This window comes from Sphingomonas sp. PAMC26645 (assembly GCF_004795835.1).
In the GTDB taxonomy this organism is placed as follows: Bacteria; Pseudomonadota; Alphaproteobacteria; order Sphingomonadales; family Sphingomonadaceae; genus Sphingomonas.
The window spans coordinates 2071104-2091176 of the sequence record NZ_CP039249.1 but is presented as its reverse complement, the minus strand read 5'-3'; the positions used below and the strand labels follow the sequence as shown (position 1 = coordinate 2091176).

Genomic DNA, 20073 nt, shown 5'->3' with positions numbered 1-20073 from the left:
TTTACGGGCAGCGATCGTGCTCGATTCACCCCCATCTTCGTCCACGTAACGCACATAGGACGGCTTGGTTTCACAAAAATTAACCTCAGACACAGCCGATTAGGCCACCGACCGGCATGACCACGGTATCGCGCCCGGGGCGGTCGATCCGTAGCGTCGCGGACGTCACGGTCGCGCCCGCCGAGATGTCGGCGCGCACGGCGACGGCCATGTCGAGCGTCGCGGTCACGTCGCCGCCGCGATATTGCGTGACGCCGCCAAAGCCGAAGCCGATCGCGGGCGACTGGGTCGTCATCGCGAAGTCGGTCGTCTTGCCATCGATCGCGAGACGGATCTGCTCAGGGTCCGCGGTCGCCATCGCGACGAGCTGCCGGCCGGCGTCCATGCTCCAGAGATACGCGGCGCACCCCTTGGCGGGGAGCTTCTGCTGGCCGATCGCACCGAGGGGACCCGGACCTGAATTGGCAGCTGGCGCAGGCGTCGCGGCTTGCAGCGCGAGCATAAGAGCGAGCGATATCATGGCGTCACGCCTATCATGAACAGCCAAGCGGGATAAGCCGCGATCGCCAGCAAAGCGCCGAACGGAAGCGCGGTGTCCGCCGCCATGCTGCGTCCCTTGAGGTGCGCGGCAAGGACAACGCCGAGTCCGATCATGCTCGCGATTAGCAGGACGGCGGGCAACATCTGCCACCCGAGCCACAGTCCGATCGCCCCGAACAGCTTGGGATCGCCGCCGCCCATCCCGTCGCGGCCACGTATGCGCCGATAGCCGACCGCGACCAGCCACAGCGTCCCGAACCCGGCGAGTCCGCCAATCAGCCGTTCCTGAAGCGGCGGGTCGATACCAAGCGCGGCGCCAACGAGCCCGGTCGCAGCCAGCAGGATCGTCAGCCGATCGGGCAGCCAGAATGCGACGAGGTCTAGGCTTGCCAACGCCAGCAACAGCCATCCGAAAACCGCGCCTGCTATGCCGACCGTCCCCGGCGCAACGAACCCCGCGGCCGAGCCGATCACCAACCCCGCCAACTCGATCCGCCAATGCACCGGACTGATCGCGACGCCGCACCCTTTACACCGGCCGTGCAGGACGAGCGCGCTAAACAGCGGCACCAGCTCGACCGCGCGGAGTGTCCGCCCGCAGCCATCGCACGCCGATCGCCCCTGCATCACCGATCGCCCGTCGGGCCAGCGCATGACCAGCGCCGCGACGAAGCTGCCGATGATCGCCCCGAGCACCCCCAACAACACCGCCCAGAACGCAGCCTCAGACACCCGTTTTCCGCACGAGGTAGCGATACACGCCGAGGAGGTTGATCCCGAACAACACGATGTTCTGCGTGCCCAGCGCCCAGTCCCCGGTCAAGGCCGCACCGCTCAGCCACGCGATCGACGAGCCGACGAACAGCACGAACCCCCACCCCGTCACGCGCCGCCCAAAATCGAGCGATACCATGAAGGCGGCGATCACCCCCGACCCTGCTGCACACCATTTGAGCGTCGCGATGAGTGTTTCCATGATGGGGGGTCTAGGCGCATCCCGCAGTGCTTTGTATTGCCGCACATCAACCCCAGATACGGGGGCAGAAGAATATATGGAGAGTGAAGTGGCCGCCGATCGAGATCCCATCGTCATCCTGTCCTACGCGCGCACGCCGATGGGATCGTTCCAGGGCGCGCTTGCGGGCGCCACCGCGACGCAGCTTGGCGCCGATGCGGTGCGTGGTGCGGTCGAGCGCTCGGGCGTTTCGGCGGCCGAGATCGAGCGGATCTACATGGGCTGCGTGCTTCCCGCCGGGCTAGGCCAGGCGCCGGCGCGACAGGCTGCGATCAACGCCGGGCTCGGCGACCATGTCGAGGCGACGACGGTCAACAAGATGTGCGGTTCGGGGATGCAGGCGGCGATCCTTGCTGCAGACGCACTGGCGGCCGGGTCGGTCGACCTGCTCGTCGCGGGCGGCATGGAGAGCATGACCAACGCGCCGTACCTATCGAAGAGCCACCGCGGCGGCGCGCGGATCGGCCATGACCGGATGTACGACCACATGTATCTCGACGGGCTCGAGGACGCGTACGAACCCGGCAAGCTGATGGGCAACTTCGCCGAGGACACCGCGCACGAATACCAGTTCACGCGCAAGCAGATGGACGACTACGCGATCGAATCGCTGCACCGGGCGCAAGCCGCGCAGAAGTCCGGCGCGTTCGACCGCGAGATCATCTCCGTCGATATCGCCGGTCGTAAGGGCACGACCACGGTCTCGCTCGACGAGCAGCCGGCGAAGGGCGACGTCGCCAAGATCCCGACGCTGAAGCCCGCCTTCTCGAAGGACGGCACGATCACCGCCGCCAACGCCTCGTCGATCTCCGACGGTGCTGCGGCCTTGGTGATGACGCGTGCGAGCGTTGCGGACCGGCTCGGCATCAAGCCGATCGCACGGGTCGTGGCGCATGCCGCACATGCCCACGCGCCGTCGCTGTTCACGACCGCGCCGGTGTTCGCTATGCGGAAAGCGATGGAGAAGGCCGGCTGGTCGGCATCGGACATCGACCTGTTCGAGGTTAACGAAGCCTTCGCCGTCGTCGCGATGATCGCTATGCGCGACCTTGGTTTGCCGCATGACAAGGTGAACATTCACGGGGGGGCTTGTGCGCTGGGCCACCCGATCGGCGCGAGCGGTGCGCGGATTTTGGCGACGTTGCTTTCGGCGTTGGAGACGACTGGCCAAAAACGTGGCCTAGCCTCGCTCTGCATCGGCGGTGGCGAAGCGACCGCGATGGCAGTGGAACTAATGAACTGATCCGCTGACTTCCCCCCTCCCTGAAAGGGAGGGGCCGGGGGTGGGTTGCCCTCCACGACTCCCGGGCGCAGTCCGGAGGGATGCCGCGCGTTCCTCCCGATATGACGCGGCGCGCTCGCAACCTACGCAACCACCCGACCGATGCCGAGATCGCGATCTGGCATAAGGTCGCGTATTTTCGCCCGCGGTTCACGCGGCAGTTGGTCGTCGAAAGGTTTATCGTCGATCTGGCTTGTCGGGAGGTGCGCCTCGCGGTGGAGTTCGACGGCAGCCAACACATCGACTCGGTTCGGGACCGTTCGAGGACGCGGCGGTTGGAAGATCTCGGTTGGACGGTGATCCGGTTCTGGAACTCCGACGTCGCTCGAAACCCAGACGGCGTGGCGGAAACGATCCTGGCAAGCGTCCTCCGTCTTCAGCGGCCGACCCACCCCCAACCCCTCCCTTCCAGGGAGGGGAGCTAGAAGGGTAGTCGGCGACCGGGGGACGTTACCCTCTTCTTACTCCCCTCCCTGGAAGGGAGGGGATGGGGGTGGGTCGGTTTCCGCATCACGCGACGCCTCCAACAAACCATCCCCTAAAGCCTCAAGGCAAAACCTCACCAGCCTCGACCCCCCAAAGCCCCCCAACGGCAACAAACCCCGCCTGCCCCTTAACATCCATCCGGCACCAGCCATTGCCACACTGGCTCAGCCGCCCGACCACGCCCGGCGCCGCACGCCACAGCACTTTGGCGGACGAGACGGGCTTCTCGCGCATTTCCACGGGCCCCGAACCCCGCACGATCGCCGTCCGCGTACCGCTCAGCAAATTCGCCTGCATCCACCCCTCGGTCCCGTCAGGATCAGCGACCTTGCGCCATTCCTTGAAGATCGCGACCACCTTGATCGGCAGATCCTGGCGTTGATACAGCCAGCTCGCCGGATACGTCCGCGCCGGCCCGGTCCGCATCCGCGCGCGCGATGCCGAGATCGACGCGTAATAGGGTACGGTCTTCTTCGTCGCGTCGGCCGCGGTCGCCGGGTCGGGCACCAGCGCGGTGACAACAAGAACGGAAAGCGCGGCGGCGAGAATGCGCATGGTCATGTCCTAACTGGCGAGCCGAACTCCTATCGCGACGAACCGCTTTCCTCAACCGAAGTTGCGGTGTCAACGTTGACGCGCTTGAGCGCCTTCGCCAAGCCATCCGCATGATCGACACACGCCGCTGTCCGAACCCCAAGGTCGTCGTCACCCGCGAGCTGGCCGATACGCTGATGGATCGGATGGAGGCGCTGTTCGACACGCACAACAACCGCGCCGACGCCAAGCTCGACCGCGACCAGCTTGCCGCGGCGATGGCCGATTGTGACGTGTTCGTACCGACCGTGACCGACGATGTCGACGCGGCGCTGATCGCCGGCGCGGGCGACCGCCTGAAGCTGATCGCGAACTACGGTGCGGGCGTGAACCACATCGACCTGAAGGCGGCGCGCGCGCGCGGGATCATCGTCACCAACACGCCGGGGGTGCTCACCGAGGACACCGCCGACATGACGATGGCGCTGATCCTGTCGGTCCCGCGGCGGCTGGCGGAGGGCGAGAAGCTGGTGCGGTCGGGCCAGTGGAACGGCTGGAGCCCGGGCGGGATGCTCGGCCACCGGATCGGCGGCAAGGCGCTCGGGATCGTCGGGATGGGGCGGATCGGCCAGGCGGTCGCGCTGAGGGCACGCGCATTCGGGCTGACGATCCATTATCATAACCGCACCCGCCTCCCCGCGGTCCGCGAGGCGCAACTCGCCGCCACCTTCCATGCATCGCTCGACGACATGCTCGGGGCGGTCGACATCGTCACGATCCACACGCCCTTGAACGCCGACAGCCGCGACCTGATCGACGCCCGTCGGATCGCGCTGATGCGGCCGCACGTGTACCTTATTAACGCGGCGCGCGGCGGGATCGTCGACGAGGGTGCGCTGGTCGACGCGCTGGAGGCGGGCAGGCTCGCCGGCGCAGGTCTCGACGTCTGGGCGCACGAGCCGGCGATCGATCCGCGGCTGCTCGCGCTGCCCAACGTCGTGATGCTGCCGCACATGGGCTCGGCGACACTCGAAGGGCGGATGGCATCGGGCGAGCGCGTCATCCAGAATATCCGGATGTGGGCGGATGGCCATCGCCCGCCGGATCAGGTGCTCGACGGCTGGATCTGAGTCCGCCGATACGATCTGCGTCAATATTTCGGAACTGATGCCGCGATGCAGCATTTGTTGGATACCCCCGGAGAGACAGGAGTATCCAAGATGAAGAAGTTTGCCGTTTCCGCCCTGCTGGTCGTATCTGCCGTCTCGATAAGCGCATGCTCCACGCTCAAGGGCGCAGGCATCGGTGCTGCGGGTGGCGCAGGCGTTGCCGCCGCGACCGGTGGCAGCGTCGAGAAGGGTGCGGCCGTTGGCGGCGCTGGTGGTGCCGTCGTCGGCACGGTCGCCGATTGATCGGGCCGGACACCACGCGAAATGGTGGCGGCTATACCGCCCGCCCTTGTTTCGTTCGCCAGTTAATCCTCCCCCGCTAGGGGGAGGTGGCACCGACGGTGACGGAGGGGGAGGAAAGCGAAACATACGTTCCGTGTCCTCCCCCTCCGACCGGCAAGCGTCAGCCACCTCCCCCTGGCAGGGGAGGATTTAGACTTCAGTCAGACCGCACGCATCCAATGCGTCCGCGCGACGTTCCCGGTCATCACCTTCGACCCAAACGCCTTGATGATCTTTGCCGCATCCGCGCTGTTCATCAGCACGACGCGCGTGCCACCTGATGGCAGCGTCTCGATCGCACTGATGATCGCGTCATGCTTCTTGCACATCGCCACTACCTGAGGCTGTTCGACGCTGACGTTGACGGCGCGCGAGATCGGCACGACCGTTTCGGTGCCCGTCGTCACGATGCGGCCCCTGAGATCACGAAGAAAGAATAGATCGTCATGCGGCATTCCCGGCTCGGAGCGGGAGCGCAAAGCATCTCTCAGTCGCAGCCTGCCCGTACGAAGCGCCGCGATAACCAATCTATGCGCGCTATCGCCCCGAACGGCAATGGCGCTCCGGCCCCCGCTATGCCCGCACCCGCAGCAAAGCGAGACCGAACCCGACGAAGATCGCACCCGTCACGCGGTCGAACGCGCGTCGCAATGCAGGACGCGTAAGATAGCGCGCGAGCGTCCGCCCACCGGCTGCATACACGCCGTACCAGAAGCTCTCGACCGCCGCGAAAGTCACCACGAGTATCGCGAACTGCGGCGCCTGCGCTGACGCGCGGTCGACGAACTGCGGCAGGAAGGCGGCGGCGAACAGCAACAACTTTGGGTTGCTAATGCCGATCACGAACCCGCCGCGAAACAGACGTCGCGCCGACACGGTCGGGGGGAGTGCCACCGGTGTGGTATCGTCGCCGACGTCGATCGGAGACCCCGCCCCGCGCCACGCCTTGATCCCGAGGAATATGAGGTACGCGACGCCGGCATAGCGCAGCGCGTCGAACACCCGGGGCCATGCCGCCAGCAACGCCGACACGCCCGCCGCCGACGCCGCCAGCACGAGCACCAGCGCGGTCAGGCACCCCGCCATCGCCGCGACGCTGCGCCGCGCGCCGAAGGCGATGCTGCGCGTCATCACGTGCAGCATGTTTGGTCCGGGAGTCCCGCATAACAGGAACACCGCGACTACGAACAACCACCAGGCGTGTAGCGTCATAGGTATTCCCTATTCCTAGTCGCCGACTTGTTCAGTGCGGCTCTTGTCGAAGCAGGACGGCCGCATTCGAACGACGGCCTGCTCTTCCTTGTTCTCCCGCGAAGGCGGGAGCCCAGACTGGGTCCCCGCCTTCGCGGGGAAACAAGCTTCGGTTGGTTCCAACCGATAAGCGCCGATCTGTCCCAGGGCACGAGGTGTAGCACAACCTATACTATCGAAAGCACGACATCATCGACGCACAACGCCCCTCGCCTCAATCCCCCGTCAAAATCCGATCGACCAACTGCCCGACACTCGGCACGAACCCGTTCGAGTAGAACGGATCCTTCTTGAAATTATACGCCGCATGCCCCGCGAACATCAGGTTCTGGTCGATGTCTCCGCCGTGCGCGATGTCCTGCAACGTCTTCTGAATGCAGAAGCTGCGCGGGTCGGCGAGGCGTCCGGTCGAGTTGGTCTCGGTATCCGCCCAGCTCGAGAACGAGCATTGCGACAGGCAGCCCATGCAGTCGGCCTGGTCCTTGCGGATCATGCCCTTCTCGGTCGGGCTGACGAACACCAGCGTGTTGTCCGGCGTCTTGAGCGCATCGGTATAGCCCTCGCCGAACCACTGCCGCGCACGCAGCAGGTCGTTGCGCGTGACCCAGAAGTTCTTGCCCTTCACGCCAACGTCGAGCTGGAACACATGATCGCCAGCCTCCTGCGTCGAGAACGCGATCTGACGCTCGGACCGAGCCTCCAACGAGCGCAGGAACGGATTGCGCACCGCGGACGAATAGAAGCCGGTCGGCGAGAACTTGTGCAGCAGCACGTCGCCTTCCTCGATCCGCGTCAACGCGTCCTTCCACCCCTGCGGGATAGGGCTCTCGCGCGTCAGCAAGGGCCGCGTGCCGAACTGGAACGCGATCGTGCCGAGCTCCGGATTGTCGATCCAGTCGTTCCAGTCGCGCAGATACCAAACGCCGCCAGCCATGACGATCGGCACGTCGTCCGAGATGCCGCCTTCGCGCATAACGTCGCGGAGTTCCTTCACGCGCGGATACGGGTCCTGCGGCTTCAACGGATCCTCGGCATTCGACAAGCCGTTATGCCCGCCTGCGAGCCACGGATCCTCGTACACCACCGCAGCAAGCCACTCGGCCGCCTTCGAATAGGCGCGCTTCCACAGCGCCCGGAAGGCGCGGCCGGAGCTGACGATCGGCAGGTAGCTCACGCCGTAGGAGGCGGTGATCTCGGACAGCTTGTACGGCATGCCCGCACCGCAGGTGACGCCGGCAACCTTCCCCCGCGTGCGCTCGAGAACGCCGTGCAGAATCCGCTGCGCGCCGCCCATTTCCCACAGCACGTTGATGTTGATCGCGCCCTTGCCGTCGGCGATCTCGTAGGCGCGCTCGACCTGCTGGACCGCGCCTTCGATGGCGTACTGAACGAGCTCCTCGTGACGGTCGCGCCGGGTCAGGGCCGCATAGACCTGCGGGATGATCTTGCCCTCGGGATCGTAGCTGTCCGCGTTGACCGCCGAGACGGTGCCGATGCCCCCGGCCGCAGCCCAGGCGCCGGCCGACGCGTGGTTGGTCGCGGCGACGCCCTTGCCGCCCTCAACCAGAGGCCAGACTTCCCGACCGTTATAGACGATAGGCTTCAGGCCCTTGAACACGACGTCACCTCTCCCGGAAAATACGGCCCCCTATATCGCAAGGACGCAACGCGCGAGCAATATTACGACCTAGGTTAGTAGTTCGCCTAGTACGCCAGGCCGACCGAGTGCATCCTCGTACAGCGCACGATAGCGAGCGATCATAACCGCTTCGTCGAATTCAGCCCGCGCCTTGGCCTGGTTCGCGGCGCCGACCGAGGCGCGCAACGCCGGATCGGCGACCAGCGCCTGCAACGCGTCGCGTAACCGCACTTCGCCGGGGAGTTCAGTCACGAACGGCAAATTCTCCGCCGAGACCATCCGCCTGATATCGCCGACCGGGTAGCTCGCGATCGGCAAGCCGGCCGCCATCGCCTCGACCACCGAGATCGGAAACTGCTCGCTCCGCGACGACAGCGCCAGCATGTCGAAATGGCCGATATAGCGGTACGGCCGATCGAGGAATCCGGGCAGTACCAGCTTGTCCGCCATCCCCATCGCCGCGGCGGCCTGCAGTATGTTCGCGCGCTCCGGCCCCTCCCCGACGATCACGAGGCGAACCCGCCCGGAAACGCCACCGACCGCACGCACCAGCGCAGTCAGGTCCTTCACCTCGCGCAAGCCCACCAGCGCGCCGATCACGACTTCCTTGGCGTTGGGCGTAAACCCCGGAATCGCCTTGGGTTCGGGCCTTTGCGCGTAATAGGCGGTGCCGATCCCGTTGACGATCCGGTGGACCCGCTCGCGCGGCTGCTTCCACGTCTTCAGCGCGATGCCTTCCAGCACCTCGGACGGCACCGCCAGCGCATGCGCCGCGCCCAGCGCGAGCCGCCGGTAGATGTTGCGCTCGATCTTGAGCCCGCCCGCTTCGTCCGCGTTGAACCCGTCCTCGTGATGCACCAGCGGCGGCGCGCCCTTGGCGAACGCCCGTCGCGCCATCGCCCCGTCGATCGCACCCCAGTTGTACGTCAGCACCAGGTCGAACCGCCGCATATACTGCGCTATCGCCTCGTAGCGCGCGACCGAAGGCTTGCCCGTCAGCGGCGGCGGGTTCTGCGCGATCTCGTAGCGCACCCCCTTCGCGATCGAGTCCCGCGCGCTTAGCGCATCGGGCACGCCCGACACGATGGTGTGTTTCGCGCGATCGCCGAACGCATTCATGAGCCGAACCGCGCGCGCCTCCTTCCCTCCTAGGTCGAACGAGGAGTGGAGGTGGAGGATGTTGACGGGAGCGGCCATGGCCGACGCGATGCCGATTTTCGCGAGCGCTTTCAAGGGCGCGTGCGGACTTACCGTGCGTCAGCGCTGGCAACACAATCGGCATCGGTACAGTATTCCCGTCGAATCGGACCATTCATCCAAGTCTTTGCATCGATAGCCAAGCGAAACGGACAATGTTCGCGTTGAGCCTTATGCGACCTAGCCCGTAAAACAGCTGGACCGAAATACCGGCAATAAAAGGATGACCGTTATGGCTGCCTATGATTTCGACCCAAAACAGATTCAGAGTGCTCTCGACGCCGCTGCGCAACATGCAAAGTCGGCCAATATTGCTTCGGTTAGTGCGGAGACCGACGTTTCCAATGGCGGTGCATTGGTACTGGCCGGCGGGTGTATCAGCGTCACGGTTAACAACGGACAGGTCTGCGTCAATCTGCCACTAGGGTTCGGCTCGATCTGCCTGCCCATTCCGTCGATCTTCCCCAGCGGAACCGCAGCGCAGGCTTGCCTCGACATCTGCACGACATGGGGCATCCCTACCGGCGTGAAGGTCACGATCTCGGTCGCCGGCCATGTCGTCGTTTCGAAGTCGTTCGGCCGCTGCTGATCCGACTTTCCAGGAGGGAGGCCGCGCGCTGCGTCCTCCCTCCTGGCTAGCACTCAGCCTGCGAACACGGCCTTCGCGATATGCGTGATCCGGCATGCCAGATCCGCCTCACCACTAGCCACCACGTAGAAGTCGCCCGCGTCGGCGATGCCCGTCGTGAAGACGACGTTGTCGAGGTACATGCTGTCCTTCAATGGCTCGGTCAGCGTCGGGTTCGGCTCCAGCAGCGCTGTATGCTCGGTCGCCACGGTGATCGAGGGATCGTCCTTGTCTAGGATCGACCAGTACGTCCGGTAAATCCCGACCACGCCCGATGGCTCCACCCCGTGCCACAGCGTCAGCCAGCCACGATCGGTCAAGATCGGAGGCGCGCCGCCACCCATCCGCGCGGTCGCGACGGTGGCAGCATGGGGGCGGATGCCGGGCTTGTCGTGCGGCTTCCAATGCAGCGCATCGGGTGAGCGCGACAGGTTGATCGACGGCCCGCTGCGCCATTCGCTACCCGGCGGATACGCGAAATACAGATCGCCGAGCGGGCGGGTCTGTGCCCAATACTGCCCACCGATCAGACCCTCGAAGATCAGCATGTCCTTGTTCTGATGGTCGAGGACGATCCCCTCGAGCTGCCAGTCGAGCGCATCAGCGGACGAATATAGCGTCGTCGAATGCCGCTCCGGGCTTACGGAACAGGTGGTCATCAGATACCGATCGCCGACCTTCGAGATCCGCGCATCCTCGACGCCGTAGCATTGGTACGAGGTGCGCGGCGCGATCGCCTTGTCGTAATGCACCGCGACCACCGAGCGGCCCTCAGGCTCGAGCTCGACCGGCAACAGCCACGACAGCGACGTCAGCGCCATCACCTTCCACCCGCCGCCGGGGATCAGGAATTTGCGCGGATCCTTGGTGTCCACCATCTGCAACGGCCACGCATCGAGCAGGTACGCACCGTCCTGCCAACGGATTGCGTGGACGTTGCCGTTCTTGACCGGCTGCTTGAGCGCCTCGGCGACGCGCACCATCAGCATTAGATTGCCGTTCGCCAGCCGCGTCATCCCGGGATTGAACGCGCCGAGCACATAAGTTTCGGCGCCGACCTTCCCCGCCAGCGGCGAGCGCGACAGGTCGATGTCGGCGGGGGTGAAGACGAGCTGATCGAACATGCTATTCTCCTTGGTAAGTATGCCGTGTTCCCCCGCGAAAGCGGGGGCCCAGGGTCACGAATGCCGCCCTATGGTATCCTGGGCTACCGCCTTCGCGGGAGAACTAGGAGGAAAGATCATTCTCCCTCAAGCGCCCGCGGGACGATGACGATCTGCTGGATTACCGATCGCGTCGGCTGGGTAAGCAGGAACTCGACCCCCGCCGCGATGTCCTCGCCGCGCAGCATCTGCTCAGCCTCGATCATCTGGCGCTGCTTGTCGTCGGGCACGTCAGGATACTGCATGTCCGACCCGACCTTGCCCGGCTCGACCAGCGATACACGAATACCCTTCGGCCCCAGTTCGCGCCGCAACGCCTCCGAAAACCCCGCGATGCCAGACTTGATCCCGGCATACACGGTCGAGCTTGGCCCGAGGATATGCGCGCTCAGCGAGCCGATGATGACCATGTCGCCGATCGGCGTCATCCGGTGCGCCGCATGATGCGCGCTGAGCAGGTACGCTGTGAAATCGACCGCGATCGCGTAGCGAAGCTCGTCCTCGGTCATCTGGGTCAACCCGCCCGCCGCGACCGCCGCGTTGATGACAGTGATATCGAAGCCGCCAAGATACGCTTCGCCCGCATCGAAGAACGCGCGGACCTTGTCGGGGTCGGCGAGTTCGGTGATCATCCCGTCGCCCTCGCCGACTTCGCGGATGTGCGTCAGCGCATCGGCCAAATACCGTTCGTCGCGCCCACAAATATAGACCTTCACGCCGTTAGCGGCGAGCATGACCGCGATCGCCCGGCCGATCCCGGTCGTGCCCCCGGTAATGATCGCGCGGCGGCCCCTGAGCGGGCGGGCAGTCGTGTGGAGGTCGGCGCGTTCGGTCATCGAGTTTCCCGGCTTGTCAGTAAGGTCGACGCCAAACGCGCAGTCCCAGCCGGATGTCCCTAAGCGCGGATCGCCGCCCCCTCAAGCGCGCGCGCCAGCAACCGGTCGATCGGCCCCTGCAGCATCGTCTCGCTCAGAGTCGGCGCATGGCCGACACCCGGCACCGTCACCAGTTCGGCCTGATCGAGCGATGCCGCCATCCGCTCGGCCGTCGCCGCCGACAGCAGGTCCGAGCGTCCGCCGCGCACGATCAACGTCGGCACCTCACGGAGCGAGCCCAGCGCCTGCCACATGTCCGGCCCCGCCTCGTTCCCTGGCACACGGAACGGCTCGGCGATCTTGAGGTCGTAATCGAGCACGATCCGCCCCGAGCTATTGAGTCGGTACAGCCGCTTGGCCATCGCCAGCCAGTCCTCGATCTGCCAGTCGGGATAGACGTCGGCGTTGTTCTCCGAAACGCAGCGCGCTGCATGCATCCAGGTCGGGAAGACGCTCGCCTTGCCGACATAGCCGCGGATTCTCGACAGGCCCTGCGCGTCGATCTCCGGACCGACGTCGTTGAGCAGCGCCGCCATCATTCGACCGCGCGATGGCCCCGCCATCAGCATCGTCACGATCCCGCCGAGCGACGTGCCGAACGCGATGTACCGATCGATACCCTGATCGGTCAGCAATGCCTCCACGTCCTGCACGTACGTCAGCGGCACATACGACATCGGGTCCTTCGCGTAGGCGCTCTCGCCCCGCCCGCGAAAGTCCACCGCGATCAGGCGCCAGCGCCCCGCCAGCCTGGCCGCCAACGCATCGAAATCGCGCGCATTCCGCGTAAGCCCCGCCATGCAAATGATTGGCGGCTGGCCTTCCGCGCCGCCCGGATAGTCCCTCGCGTGCAGTCTCAGCCCGTCGTTGGACCACCAATAGAGGTTTTCGTAAGCGGCCATGGTTGCGTCCTTCGGGTAGCGGCCACCATATCGCCGCATGCCCATCTCCCCGCAAGCCTATCGCCCCGAAGCAAAGCTCCTCGACCTCGGCGATGGCTTCTTCGATCCCGTCGCGCCCGCCAACTTCCCCGAGACGCGAACCCGTTTCCGCAACGATCGCGCCGCCGCGCAAATCGGTCTCGACGCGCTGACCGACGACGAGTGGACGCGTCATTTCGGCCGGTTCGAGCCGCTCCCCGGCACGCTCCCCCAGCCGTTCGCGCTCCGCTACCACGGCCATCAGTTTCGCAACTACAACCCCGATCTCGGCGACGGCCGCGGCTTCACCTTCGCGCAGATGCGGGATGACCGAGGCCGGTTGATGGACCTAGGTACCAAGGGATCCGGCCAGACGCCGTGGAGCCGCGCGGGCGACGGCCGCCTCACACTCAAGGGCGGTGTCCGCGAAATCCTCGCGACGGAGATGCTCGAAGCGCTCAACGTCCCCACCTCGCGCACGCTGTCGCTAGTCGAGACCGGCGAAGAACTTCAACGTGGCGATGAGCCTAGCCCGACGCGCTCGGCGGTCCTCGTCCGCCTCAACCACAGCCACGTCCGCATCGGCAGTTTCCAGCGCCTCGCCTACCACCGCGACGAAGCGGGCTTGCGCAAGCTCGTCGGCTACACGCTGCGCAACCTCTACGACGAGGACAACGACGATCCGGTCCGCCTGCTCGACCTCGTCGTCGCCCGCACAGCGCGTCTCGCGGCCCGCTACATGGCGGCGGGTTTCGTCCACGGCGTGCTCAATTCGGACAACATCAACGTCACCGGAGAAAGCTTCGACTACGGGCCGTGGCGCTTCGCCCCGACCTGGGACCCGGCCTTCACCGCCGCCTATTTCGACCATCAGAGGCTCTACGCGTTCGGTCGCCAGCCCGAGGCGATCCACTGGGACGTGATGCAACTCGCCGTTGCGCTCCGCCAGATCGCCGAGAGCGACCCGTTGGTGGCCGCGCTCGACCAGTTCGGTCCGCGCTACCAACCCGAGGTCACGCAGGCGATCCTCTGGCGCCTCGGCGTCCGCTCGCGCGATCCGGATACCGACCGCGACCTCGTCCAGGCCACCGAACGCGCGCTCCGCACCTCCGGCGTCGGGATCGACCGGTTCTTCTTCGACGCGTTCGGTGGGGATTTGCCCAGCGCCTACGACGAACCCTGGGCCGAAGTCCGCGCCGCACTCGCGTCCTACGAACCCCGGAAAGACCGCTCGCACCCCTATTGGTCGGGCGAGCCATGCAGCATGCTCATCGACGAGGTCGAAGCGATTTGGGCCCCGATCGCCGAGCACGACGACTGGACAGCACTAAATGCAAAAGTGGCCGTGATCCGCGACATGAGCCAGGCACTGGCCGATTAATTGGAATCAAACCCGATTTGGGGCAAGAGCGGCACCATGTCCGACGAGATCATCTCCTACGAACCTGCCACCGGTGCGGTCCTCTGGCGCCACCCGATCGGCGACGTCGACGCCGAAGTCGCCTGCGCGCGTGCCGGCTGGTCGAGCTGGGCGTCGAAACCGCTCGCCTTCCGGATCGAGACGATGCGGCGCTTCAGCAACATCGTCCGCCAGCGCAACGACGCGTTCACCGACCTGATCGCACGCGAGACCGGCAAGCCGATCTGGGAAGCGCGCGGCGAGGTCGAGACGGTCATCGCCAAGGTCGACATCTCGGTCAGTGCCTATGCCGATCGCACCGCGCAGCGCCGCCTCGAAGCGACGATGGGATCGCGGATCGCCGTCCGCCACAAGCCGCACGGCGTGCTGGCCGTGCTCGGGCCGTACAACTTCCCCGCGCATCTGCCCAACGGCCACATCGTCCCCGCGCTGATCGCCGGCAACGCGGTCGTCTTCAAGCCATCCGAAAAGACCCCCGCCGTCGGCGCGTTCCTCGTCGAGTGCTTCCGCGCCGCCGGTGTCCCGCCCGAGTGTATCCGCCTCGTCATCGGTGGCCCCAACGAGGGTAAGGCGCTCGCCGCGCACCCCGATATCGACGGGCTGCTGTTCACCGGCTCGGCGCGTACCGGCCTAGCGCTCAATCGCGCGTTCGCCGACAAGCCCGAGAAAATCCTCGCGCTCGAGATGGGCGGCAACAATCCGATCGTCGTATGGGACGCGCCCGACCTGCACACCGCCGCCGTGCTCATCATCCAGTCGGCCTTCACCACCGCCGGCCAGCGTTGCACCGCCGCGCGCCGGTTGATCGTCGACACGAAGCTGTATGACCCGCTGGTCGCCACGCTCGACAAGATGGTCGGCCGGATCATCGTCGGCGAACCGCACGCGAACCCGGCGCCGTTCATGGGCCCGGTGATCGACAACGAAGCGGCCGAGCAACTGACCGAGAGCTTCCTCGAACTGCTCACGCGCGGTGGTAGCCCGATCCGCCATCTCGAACGCCCGGTCGAGGACCTGCCGTTCCTGAAGCCCGCACTGATCGACGTCACGGACATCGCCGACCGCCCCGATATCGAGCTGTTCGGCCCGATCCTGCAGGTCGTCCGCGTCGACGATTTCGACGCCGCGATCGCCGAGGCGAACAACACGCGCTACGGCCTGTCCGCCTCGCTGATCAGCCAGACCCCCGCGCTCTACGACCGCTTCTGGGCGAACATCCGCGCCGGCATCGTCAACTGGAACAAGCCCACCAATGGTGCCTCGTCAGGCGCGCCGTTCGGCGGCATCGGCTGGTCGGGCAATCACCGGCCAAGCGCTTATTATGCAGCCGACTACTGCGCCTACCCGGTCGTCAGCAGCGAATCCGAAAGCGCGCGCGCGTCAATCGGGATCGGCCTAGCCGACGGCTGAGACCTTCGATCCTCCCCCGCCAGGGGGAGGTGGCTGGCCCTTGCCAGACGGAGGGGGCGGTAAGAGACGACTTTGGTTCCGTGTCCTCCCCCTCCGTCGCTACGCGCCACCTCCCCCTGGCGGGGGAGGATCGTCCGGTTCGGCGACAGCCACCTTGATCTACTTAGCGCAAAAGCAATCCTACCTCCCGCCAAAGCATCATTCGGTTGCAGCACAGCGCCCATCCGCCCATCTCCGGTCGCATGGCAAGCCTCCTAGACCCCACCGCCCGCGGGCGCGTCATCCTCGTCGGGGCGGGCCCGGGCGATCCCGGCCTCCTCACCGTCCGCGCGGTCGAGGCGCTGAAGACCGCCGACGTCGTCGTGCACGACGGACTGATTGACCCGCGCGTGCTGGACATCGCGCCGCCGTCCGCACAGCGCATCTCGGTCGCCAAGCAGCGCGCGCGCCACACTTTGCCGCAGGAAGCGATCAACGCGCTGATCATCGCGCACGTTAAGACCGGCGCGATCGTCATCCGGCTCAAGGGCGGTGACCCGTTCGTCTTCGGCCGCGGCGGCGAGGAAGTCGAAGCGGTCCGCGCGGCCGGACTGCCCGTCGAAGTGATCCCCGGCGTATCGGCCGCACTCGGTTGCGCTGCCGAGGCGATGCTGCCGTTGACGCACCGCGATCATTCGAGCGCGGTCAGCTTCGTCGCGGGCCAGTGCAAGGGCCTGACCGAACAGGACTGGTCCGGGCTCGCCGGCCAAGGCCGCACGCTGGTCATCTACATGGGCATCGCCACCGCGACCGAGATCGCCGACAAGCTGATGGCCGACGGCGTCGCGCCCGACATGCCCGTCGCCGTGCTCGAACGCGGCACGCTCAAGGGCAGCCGTGCGATCCGAACGCTGCTTGCCGATCTCGGCGCGATGGTCACGCGCGAGGCGGTGAAAAGCCCCGCGATCATCGTCGTCGGCGAAGTCGTCGAGCTGTCGGACGCCGAAGACAAACTCGCCCGCTGGGCTCGCGTAGCAGAGGACGCCGCCGCATGAAGCTGTTGACCGGAAACGACCTTCCCACCGGCGATGTCGTCTGGTGGACCGGAAATGGCTGGTCGCGCCATATCGAGGATGCGGCCGACGTCGGCGTCGCGGGCGAAGCGATCCTCCAGGCGGAGGAAGGCGCACGCCGCGTCAACGTGCCGTATCTGATCGAGGCGACGCAGACCGACGAAGGCCCCCGCCCCGCCCACATCAAGGACCGCATCCGCGCCTTGGGCCCGACGATGCGGCCCGACCTGACTCTCAAACCCGCCGACCCCAACGCCGGCAGCTGGGTAATCTGATATGTATAAATACGACGAATACGACCAGGCGATCGTCGACCAGCGCGTCGATGAGTTCCGCGACCAGGTCCGCCGCCGCCTCTCGGGTGAGCTGACCGAGGACCAGTTCAAGCCGCTCCGGCTGATGAACGGCCTGTACCTCCAGCTGCATGCGTACATGCTGCGCGTCGCGGTGCCGTACGGGACGCTGGACGGGCGCCGGATGCGGATGCTCGGGCATATCGCGCGGAAATACGATCGCGGCTACGGCCACTTCACCACGCGGCAGAACATCCAGTTCAACTGGATCCAGCTCGACCAGACCCCGGACATCCTCCAGGAGCTGGCGACGGTCGAGATGCATGCCATCCAGACGTCGGGTAACTGCATCCGCAACATCAGCTCCGACCAGTTCGCCGGCGCCGCCGCGGACGAAGTCGCCGACCCGCGCCCCTGGGCCGAGCTGATCCGCCAATGGTCGACGTTCCACCCGGAATTCACCTACCTACCGCGCAAATTCAAGATCTGCGTGATCGCGGCGGACGAGGATCGCGCGGCGATGCGGCTGCACGATATCGGCATCGGGCTGCACGTCCGCGACGGTGAGCTCGGCGCGAAGATCTTCGTCGGCGGCGGCATGGGCCGCACGCCAATGATCAGCCACGAGATCCGCGATTTCGTCCCCGCCGACGACCTGATGAGCTATCTCGAGGCGTGCCTGCGCGTCTACAATCGCTACGGTAGGCGCGACAATATCTACAAGGCGCGGATCAAGATACTGCTCCACGAGATTGGCCCCGACGAATATCGCCGCCAGGTAGAGGAGGAGTTCGCCGCGGTGAAGGGCCTCGGCCTCGATCCTCCGCGCGCGGAACTGGAGCGCATCACGAGCCACTTCGGCGCGCCGGAGTTCGACGCCAATGCCTCGACCGACATCGACCGCAGCGATCCCGACTTCGCGGTCTGGCTCGACCAGAACGTGAAGGCCCACAAGCAGCCGGGCTATGCGATCGTCAACATCAGCCTCAAGCCGATCGGCGGCATCCCCGGCGACGCATCGGCGGATCAGATCGGCGTGATGGCGGATCTCGGCACGCGCTACAGCTTTGACGAACTGCGCGTCACGCATGCGCAGAACATCGTCCTGCCACACGTCCGCATCGCCGACCTGCATGCGGTGTGGTCGGCGCTGAACGACGCCGGGCTTGCTGAAGCCAATCTCGACCTGATCAGCGATATCATCGCCTGCCCCGGTCTCGATTATTGCAGCCTCGCCAACGCGCGCTCGATCCCGCTCGCGCAGAAGATCGCGACGCGGTTCGGCAGCCTCGATCGCCAGCGCGATCTCGGCGAACTGAAGCTCAAGATCAGTGGCTGCATCAACGCGTGCGGGCACCATCACGCCGGTCACATCGGCATCCTCGGCGTCGACAAGAAGGGCACCGAGAATTACCAGCTCTCGCTCGGCGGCTCGGGCGCGGAGGACGTGAGCCTTGCGAAGATCACCGGCCCCGGTTTCTCCGAGGATGGCGTGGTCGACGCGATCGAGCGCGTCACCGACCGGTATTTGCAGGTCCGCGACCCCGGCGAGCGCTTCCTCGACACCTACCGCCGCGTCGGCTTCGAGACGTTCAAGGAGGCGATCTATGGTTGAGTATCCGGACCAGACGCTGCTCCGCTTCCGCGACGACGAGCCGCATGACGAGCCGGCGGTGACGCTCGATTCGTTCATCGGCCAGAGCAACGCGGCGGCCGTGCGCCTGGAGGCAGGTGACGACGCACGAGCGCTGTTGCCGCAGATCGACCAGCTCGCGCTGATCGAGGTGAGCTTCCCCGGCTATCGCGACGGGCGCGGCTATTCGTCCGCGCGGATCCTGCGCGAGGCGGGCTATACTGGCGAACTGCGCGCGCAAGGCGACGTGCTGGTGGACCAGATTCCGCTGATGCGGCGCTGCGGGTTCGACAGCTTCGCACCCCAGGCGCCGATCGATATCGACGTGCTGCGCGCGAGCCTGGAACGCTACGATACGCCGTACCAGAAGGCGGCGGACAGCGCGGTGCCGGTGTGGAAGCTGCGCCATGGGTGAGCCCGCGCGCCAACTCGACATGATCGACGTCACGCCGGCGTTCACGCGCGCCGACGCGATGGCGATGCAGGAGCGGTTCGGGGGCGTCTCCGCGCAGGAGATGCTGTTCGAGCTGCTCGTCGGCGAGTTGCGCGGGCGGATCGCGGCGGTGTCGTCGTTCGGCGCCGAGTCGGCGGTGCTGCTCCACATGGTTTCGCAGGTCGATGTCGATGTGCCGGTGGTGTTTACGAATACGCAGAAGATGTTCGGCGAGACCTTGGCGTACCGTGACGAGCTGGCGGAGAGACTGGGGTTCACCGACCTGCGCGTGTTCCGTCCCGATCCGCGGTTGCTCGCGATCAAGGACAAGACGGGGTTGCGGTGGTCGTATGATCCCGACGGCTGTTGCGATCTGCGGAAGGTGGAGCCGTTGCGGCGGGCGCTGGCGCCGTTCGATGCGTGGATTTCGGGGCGGAAAGGGTTCCAGTCGGGCACCCGTACCGCTCTCCCCCGCTTCGAAGAAGACGAGGGCCGCCTGAAGATCAACCCGCTGGCAGATTGGGACAAGGCCAAGCTCGACGCGTATTTCGCCGAGCATGAGTTGCCGCGGCATCCGCTGGAGGCGCAGGGCTATCTCTCGATCGGATGCGCGCCCTGCACCACGAAGGTAGCGCCGGGCGAAGACCCGCGCGCAGGCCGCTGGCGCAGTTTCGACAAGGTCGAATGCGGCATCCACGCCCCCACCGATTACGATCCGATGATTTGATCCAATTCCCTCGCCCCTACGGGGAGAGGGAGGGAGGAGCCACTTGGCGACGGAAGGGAGAGGGGCGTTGGGGTGCAACGCCCTGAGCCTCACTCCCCTCTCCCTTCCCACGGCCAAGTGGCCG

Annotated in this window: 23 protein-coding genes; 12 read left to right on the top strand and 11 right to left on the bottom strand. The window is 66.0% G+C overall.

All coding sequences use genetic code 11. From position 1 onward, the window contains the following. Positions 1-85: 85 nt before the first annotated feature. From E5673_RS09960 to E5673_RS09950, 3 genes are read right to left on the bottom strand one after another with little or no spacing between them, the layout of a single operon-like run. On the bottom strand, positions 86-520 hold the full coding sequence (locus tag E5673_RS09960; protein ID WP_136189868.1) for a hypothetical protein: 435 nt from the start codon (positions 518-520) through the stop codon (positions 86-88). Further along, positions 517-1272, bottom strand: a complete 756-nt coding sequence (locus E5673_RS09955; RefSeq protein WP_247599649.1) for an A24 family peptidase — start codon at positions 1270-1272, stop codon at positions 517-519. The genes E5673_RS09960 and E5673_RS09955 overlap by 4 nt, the downstream gene beginning before the upstream one ends. Further along, positions 1265-1516 carry a hypothetical protein gene (locus tag E5673_RS09950; protein WP_165886453.1) on the bottom strand — a complete coding sequence of 84 codons (252 nt, stop codon included), beginning with the start codon at positions 1514-1516 and terminating at the stop codon, positions 1265-1267. The genes E5673_RS09955 and E5673_RS09950 overlap by 8 nt, the downstream gene beginning before the upstream one ends. A gap of 76 nt (positions 1517-1592) precedes the next feature. On the opposite strand from E5673_RS09950, the gene E5673_RS09945 reads away from it, so the two are divergent. Together E5673_RS09945 and E5673_RS09940 are read left to right on the top strand one after the other, a co-directional pair. Further along, positions 1593-2798, top strand: a complete 1206-nt coding sequence (locus E5673_RS09945; RefSeq protein ID WP_136189867.1) for an acetyl-CoA C-acyltransferase — start codon at positions 1593-1595, stop codon at positions 2796-2798. Positions 2799-2899: 101 nt separating this feature from the next. Further along, entirely contained in the window at positions 2900-3262 is a 363-nt protein-coding gene (locus tag E5673_RS09940) for an endonuclease domain-containing protein (RefSeq protein WP_348769896.1), read from the top strand. A gap of 121 nt (positions 3263-3383) precedes the next feature. Here E5673_RS09940 and E5673_RS09935 read toward each other — a convergent pair whose 3' ends face one another. Then, complete coding sequence (locus tag E5673_RS09935) at positions 3384-3884, bottom strand: SH3 domain-containing protein (protein WP_136189865.1); 501 nt, start codon at positions 3882-3884, stop codon at positions 3384-3386. Between the two features lie 104 nt (positions 3885-3988). Here E5673_RS09935 and E5673_RS09930 point away from each other — a divergent pair, with 104 nt between their 5' ends. Beyond that, positions 3989-4987, top strand: a complete 999-nt coding sequence (locus E5673_RS09930) for a D-glycerate dehydrogenase (protein ID WP_136189864.1) — start codon at positions 3989-3991, stop codon at positions 4985-4987. A 90-nt stretch (positions 4988-5077) separates the two neighbouring features. Next, on the top strand, positions 5078-5269 hold the full coding sequence (locus E5673_RS09925) for a hypothetical protein (protein WP_136189863.1): 192 nt from the start codon (positions 5078-5080) through the stop codon (positions 5267-5269). Between the two features lie 200 nt (positions 5270-5469). Here the strand turns inward: E5673_RS09925 and E5673_RS09920 are convergent, their stop codons facing one another. The 4 genes from E5673_RS09920 to E5673_RS09905 form a co-directional block, all read right to left on the bottom strand. Continuing rightward, positions 5470-5715: a hypothetical protein gene (locus tag E5673_RS09920; RefSeq protein ID WP_247599648.1), complete on the bottom strand. Its 246-nt coding sequence runs from the start codon at positions 5713-5715 to the stop codon at positions 5470-5472. A 166-nt stretch (positions 5716-5881) separates the two neighbouring features. Next, entirely contained in the window at positions 5882-6520 is a 639-nt protein-coding gene (locus E5673_RS09915; protein WP_136189862.1) for a LysE family translocator, read from the bottom strand. Between the two features lie 253 nt (positions 6521-6773). After that, entirely contained in the window at positions 6774-8177 is a 1404-nt protein-coding gene (locus tag E5673_RS09910) for a nitronate monooxygenase (protein WP_136189861.1), read from the bottom strand. A 69-nt stretch (positions 8178-8246) separates the two neighbouring features. Next, positions 8247-9395, bottom strand: coding sequence for a glycosyltransferase (locus tag E5673_RS09905; protein WP_136189860.1), 1149 nt, complete (start codon positions 9393-9395; stop codon positions 8247-8249). 232 nt (positions 9396-9627) lie between these two features. Here E5673_RS09905 and E5673_RS09900 point away from each other — a divergent pair, with 232 nt between their 5' ends. Further along, a complete protein-coding gene (locus tag E5673_RS09900) occupies positions 9628-9984 on the top strand; it encodes a hypothetical protein (protein ID WP_056063078.1) in 357 nt (118 codons plus the stop codon). A 53-nt stretch (positions 9985-10037) separates the two neighbouring features. Here the strand turns inward: E5673_RS09900 and E5673_RS09895 are convergent, their stop codons facing one another. The 3 genes from E5673_RS09895 to E5673_RS09885 form a co-directional block, all read right to left on the bottom strand. Beyond that, positions 10038-11147: a glycosidase gene (locus E5673_RS09895; RefSeq protein ID WP_136189859.1), complete on the bottom strand. Its 1110-nt coding sequence runs from the start codon at positions 11145-11147 to the stop codon at positions 10038-10040. Between the two features lie 116 nt (positions 11148-11263). Then, positions 11264-12022: an SDR family oxidoreductase gene (locus E5673_RS09890; RefSeq protein WP_136189858.1), complete on the bottom strand. Its 759-nt coding sequence runs from the start codon at positions 12020-12022 to the stop codon at positions 11264-11266. A gap of 59 nt (positions 12023-12081) precedes the next feature. Then, entirely contained in the window at positions 12082-12963 is an 882-nt protein-coding gene (locus tag E5673_RS09885; RefSeq protein ID WP_136189857.1) for an alpha/beta hydrolase, read from the bottom strand. 37 nt (positions 12964-13000) lie between these two features. On the opposite strand from E5673_RS09885, the gene E5673_RS09880 reads away from it, so the two are divergent. The 7 genes from E5673_RS09880 (at position 13001) to E5673_RS09850 (ending at position 19949) form a co-directional block, all read left to right on the top strand. Then, a complete protein-coding gene (locus E5673_RS09880) occupies positions 13001-14362 on the top strand; it encodes a protein adenylyltransferase SelO (RefSeq protein WP_136189856.1) in 1362 nt (453 codons plus the stop codon). Between the two features lie 36 nt (positions 14363-14398). Further along, positions 14399-15811, top strand: a complete 1413-nt coding sequence (astD, locus tag E5673_RS09875; protein WP_136189855.1) for a succinylglutamate-semialdehyde dehydrogenase — start codon at positions 14399-14401, stop codon at positions 15809-15811. A gap of 242 nt (positions 15812-16053) precedes the next feature. Beyond that, positions 16054-16845, top strand: a complete 792-nt coding sequence (gene cobA / locus E5673_RS09870) for a uroporphyrinogen-III C-methyltransferase (protein ID WP_136189854.1) — start codon at positions 16054-16056, stop codon at positions 16843-16845. Continuing rightward, on the top strand, positions 16842-17138 hold the full coding sequence (locus E5673_RS09865) for a DUF2849 domain-containing protein (RefSeq protein WP_107955139.1): 297 nt from the start codon (positions 16842-16844) through the stop codon (positions 17136-17138). Before cobA ends, E5673_RS09865 begins: the two co-directional genes overlap by 4 nt. A gap of 1 nt (position 17139) precedes the next feature. After that, the gene (locus E5673_RS09860) at positions 17140-18771 is read left to right on the top strand and encodes a nitrite/sulfite reductase (protein WP_136189853.1); all 1632 of its coding nucleotides are present in this window, start codon (positions 17140-17142) and stop codon (positions 18769-18771) included. Continuing rightward, the gene (locus E5673_RS09855; RefSeq protein ID WP_136189852.1) at positions 18764-19204 is read left to right on the top strand and encodes a DUF934 domain-containing protein; all 441 of its coding nucleotides are present in this window, start codon (positions 18764-18766) and stop codon (positions 19202-19204) included. Before E5673_RS09860 ends, E5673_RS09855 begins: the two co-directional genes overlap by 8 nt. Next, positions 19197-19949, top strand: a complete 753-nt coding sequence (locus E5673_RS09850; RefSeq protein ID WP_136189851.1) for a phosphoadenylyl-sulfate reductase — start codon at positions 19197-19199, stop codon at positions 19947-19949. Before E5673_RS09855 ends, E5673_RS09850 begins: the two co-directional genes overlap by 8 nt. Positions 19950-20073 lie beyond the last annotated feature (124 nt).

Excerpts from the sequence above, each read along its gene's own strand:
- E5673_RS09960 (WP_136189868.1), bottom strand. The coding sequence starts at position 520 with ATGATATCGCTCGCTCTTATGCTCGCGCTGCAAGCCGCGACGCCTGCG.
- E5673_RS09950 (WP_165886453.1), bottom strand. The coding sequence starts at position 1,516 with ATGGAAACACTCATCGCGACGCTCAAATGGTGTGCAGCAGGGTCGGGG.
- E5673_RS09945 (WP_136189867.1), top strand. The coding sequence starts at position 1,593 with ATGGAGAGTGAAGTGGCCGCCGATCGAGATCCCATCGTCATCCTGTCC.
- E5673_RS09940 (WP_348769896.1), top strand. The coding sequence starts at position 2,900 with ATGACGCGGCGCGCTCGCAACCTACGCAACCACCCGACCGATGCCGAG.
- E5673_RS09935 (WP_136189865.1), bottom strand. The coding sequence starts at position 3,884 with ATGACCATGCGCATTCTCGCCGCCGCGCTTTCCGTTCTTGTTGTCACC.
- E5673_RS09930 (WP_136189864.1), top strand. The coding sequence starts at position 3,989 with ATGATCGACACACGCCGCTGTCCGAACCCCAAGGTCGTCGTCACCCGC.
- E5673_RS09925 (WP_136189863.1), top strand. The coding sequence starts at position 5,078 with ATGAAGAAGTTTGCCGTTTCCGCCCTGCTGGTCGTATCTGCCGTCTCG.
- E5673_RS09915 (WP_136189862.1), bottom strand. The coding sequence starts at position 6,520 with ATGACGCTACACGCCTGGTGGTTGTTCGTAGTCGCGGTGTTCCTGTTA.
- E5673_RS09905 (WP_136189860.1), bottom strand. The coding sequence starts at position 9,395 with ATGGCCGCTCCCGTCAACATCCTCCACCTCCACTCCTCGTTCGACCTA.
- E5673_RS09900 (WP_056063078.1), top strand. The coding sequence starts at position 9,628 with ATGGCTGCCTATGATTTCGACCCAAAACAGATTCAGAGTGCTCTCGAC.
- E5673_RS09895 (WP_136189859.1), bottom strand. The coding sequence starts at position 11,147 with ATGTTCGATCAGCTCGTCTTCACCCCCGCCGACATCGACCTGTCGCGC.
- E5673_RS09890 (WP_136189858.1), bottom strand. The coding sequence starts at position 12,022 with ATGACCGAACGCGCCGACCTCCACACGACTGCCCGCCCGCTCAGGGGC.
- E5673_RS09885 (WP_136189857.1), bottom strand. The coding sequence starts at position 12,963 with ATGGCCGCTTACGAAAACCTCTATTGGTGGTCCAACGACGGGCTGAGA.
- E5673_RS09880 (WP_136189856.1), top strand. The coding sequence starts at position 13,001 with ATGCCCATCTCCCCGCAAGCCTATCGCCCCGAAGCAAAGCTCCTCGAC.
- astD (WP_136189855.1), top strand. The coding sequence starts at position 14,399 with ATGTCCGACGAGATCATCTCCTACGAACCTGCCACCGGTGCGGTCCTC.
- cobA (WP_136189854.1), top strand. The coding sequence starts at position 16,054 with ATGGCAAGCCTCCTAGACCCCACCGCCCGCGGGCGCGTCATCCTCGTC.
- E5673_RS09865 (WP_107955139.1), top strand. The coding sequence starts at position 16,842 with ATGAAGCTGTTGACCGGAAACGACCTTCCCACCGGCGATGTCGTCTGG.
- E5673_RS09860 (WP_136189853.1), top strand. The coding sequence starts at position 17,140 with ATGTATAAATACGACGAATACGACCAGGCGATCGTCGACCAGCGCGTC.
- E5673_RS09855 (WP_136189852.1), top strand. The coding sequence starts at position 18,764 with ATGGTTGAGTATCCGGACCAGACGCTGCTCCGCTTCCGCGACGACGAG.
- E5673_RS09850 (WP_136189851.1), top strand. The coding sequence starts at position 19,197 with ATGGGTGAGCCCGCGCGCCAACTCGACATGATCGACGTCACGCCGGCG.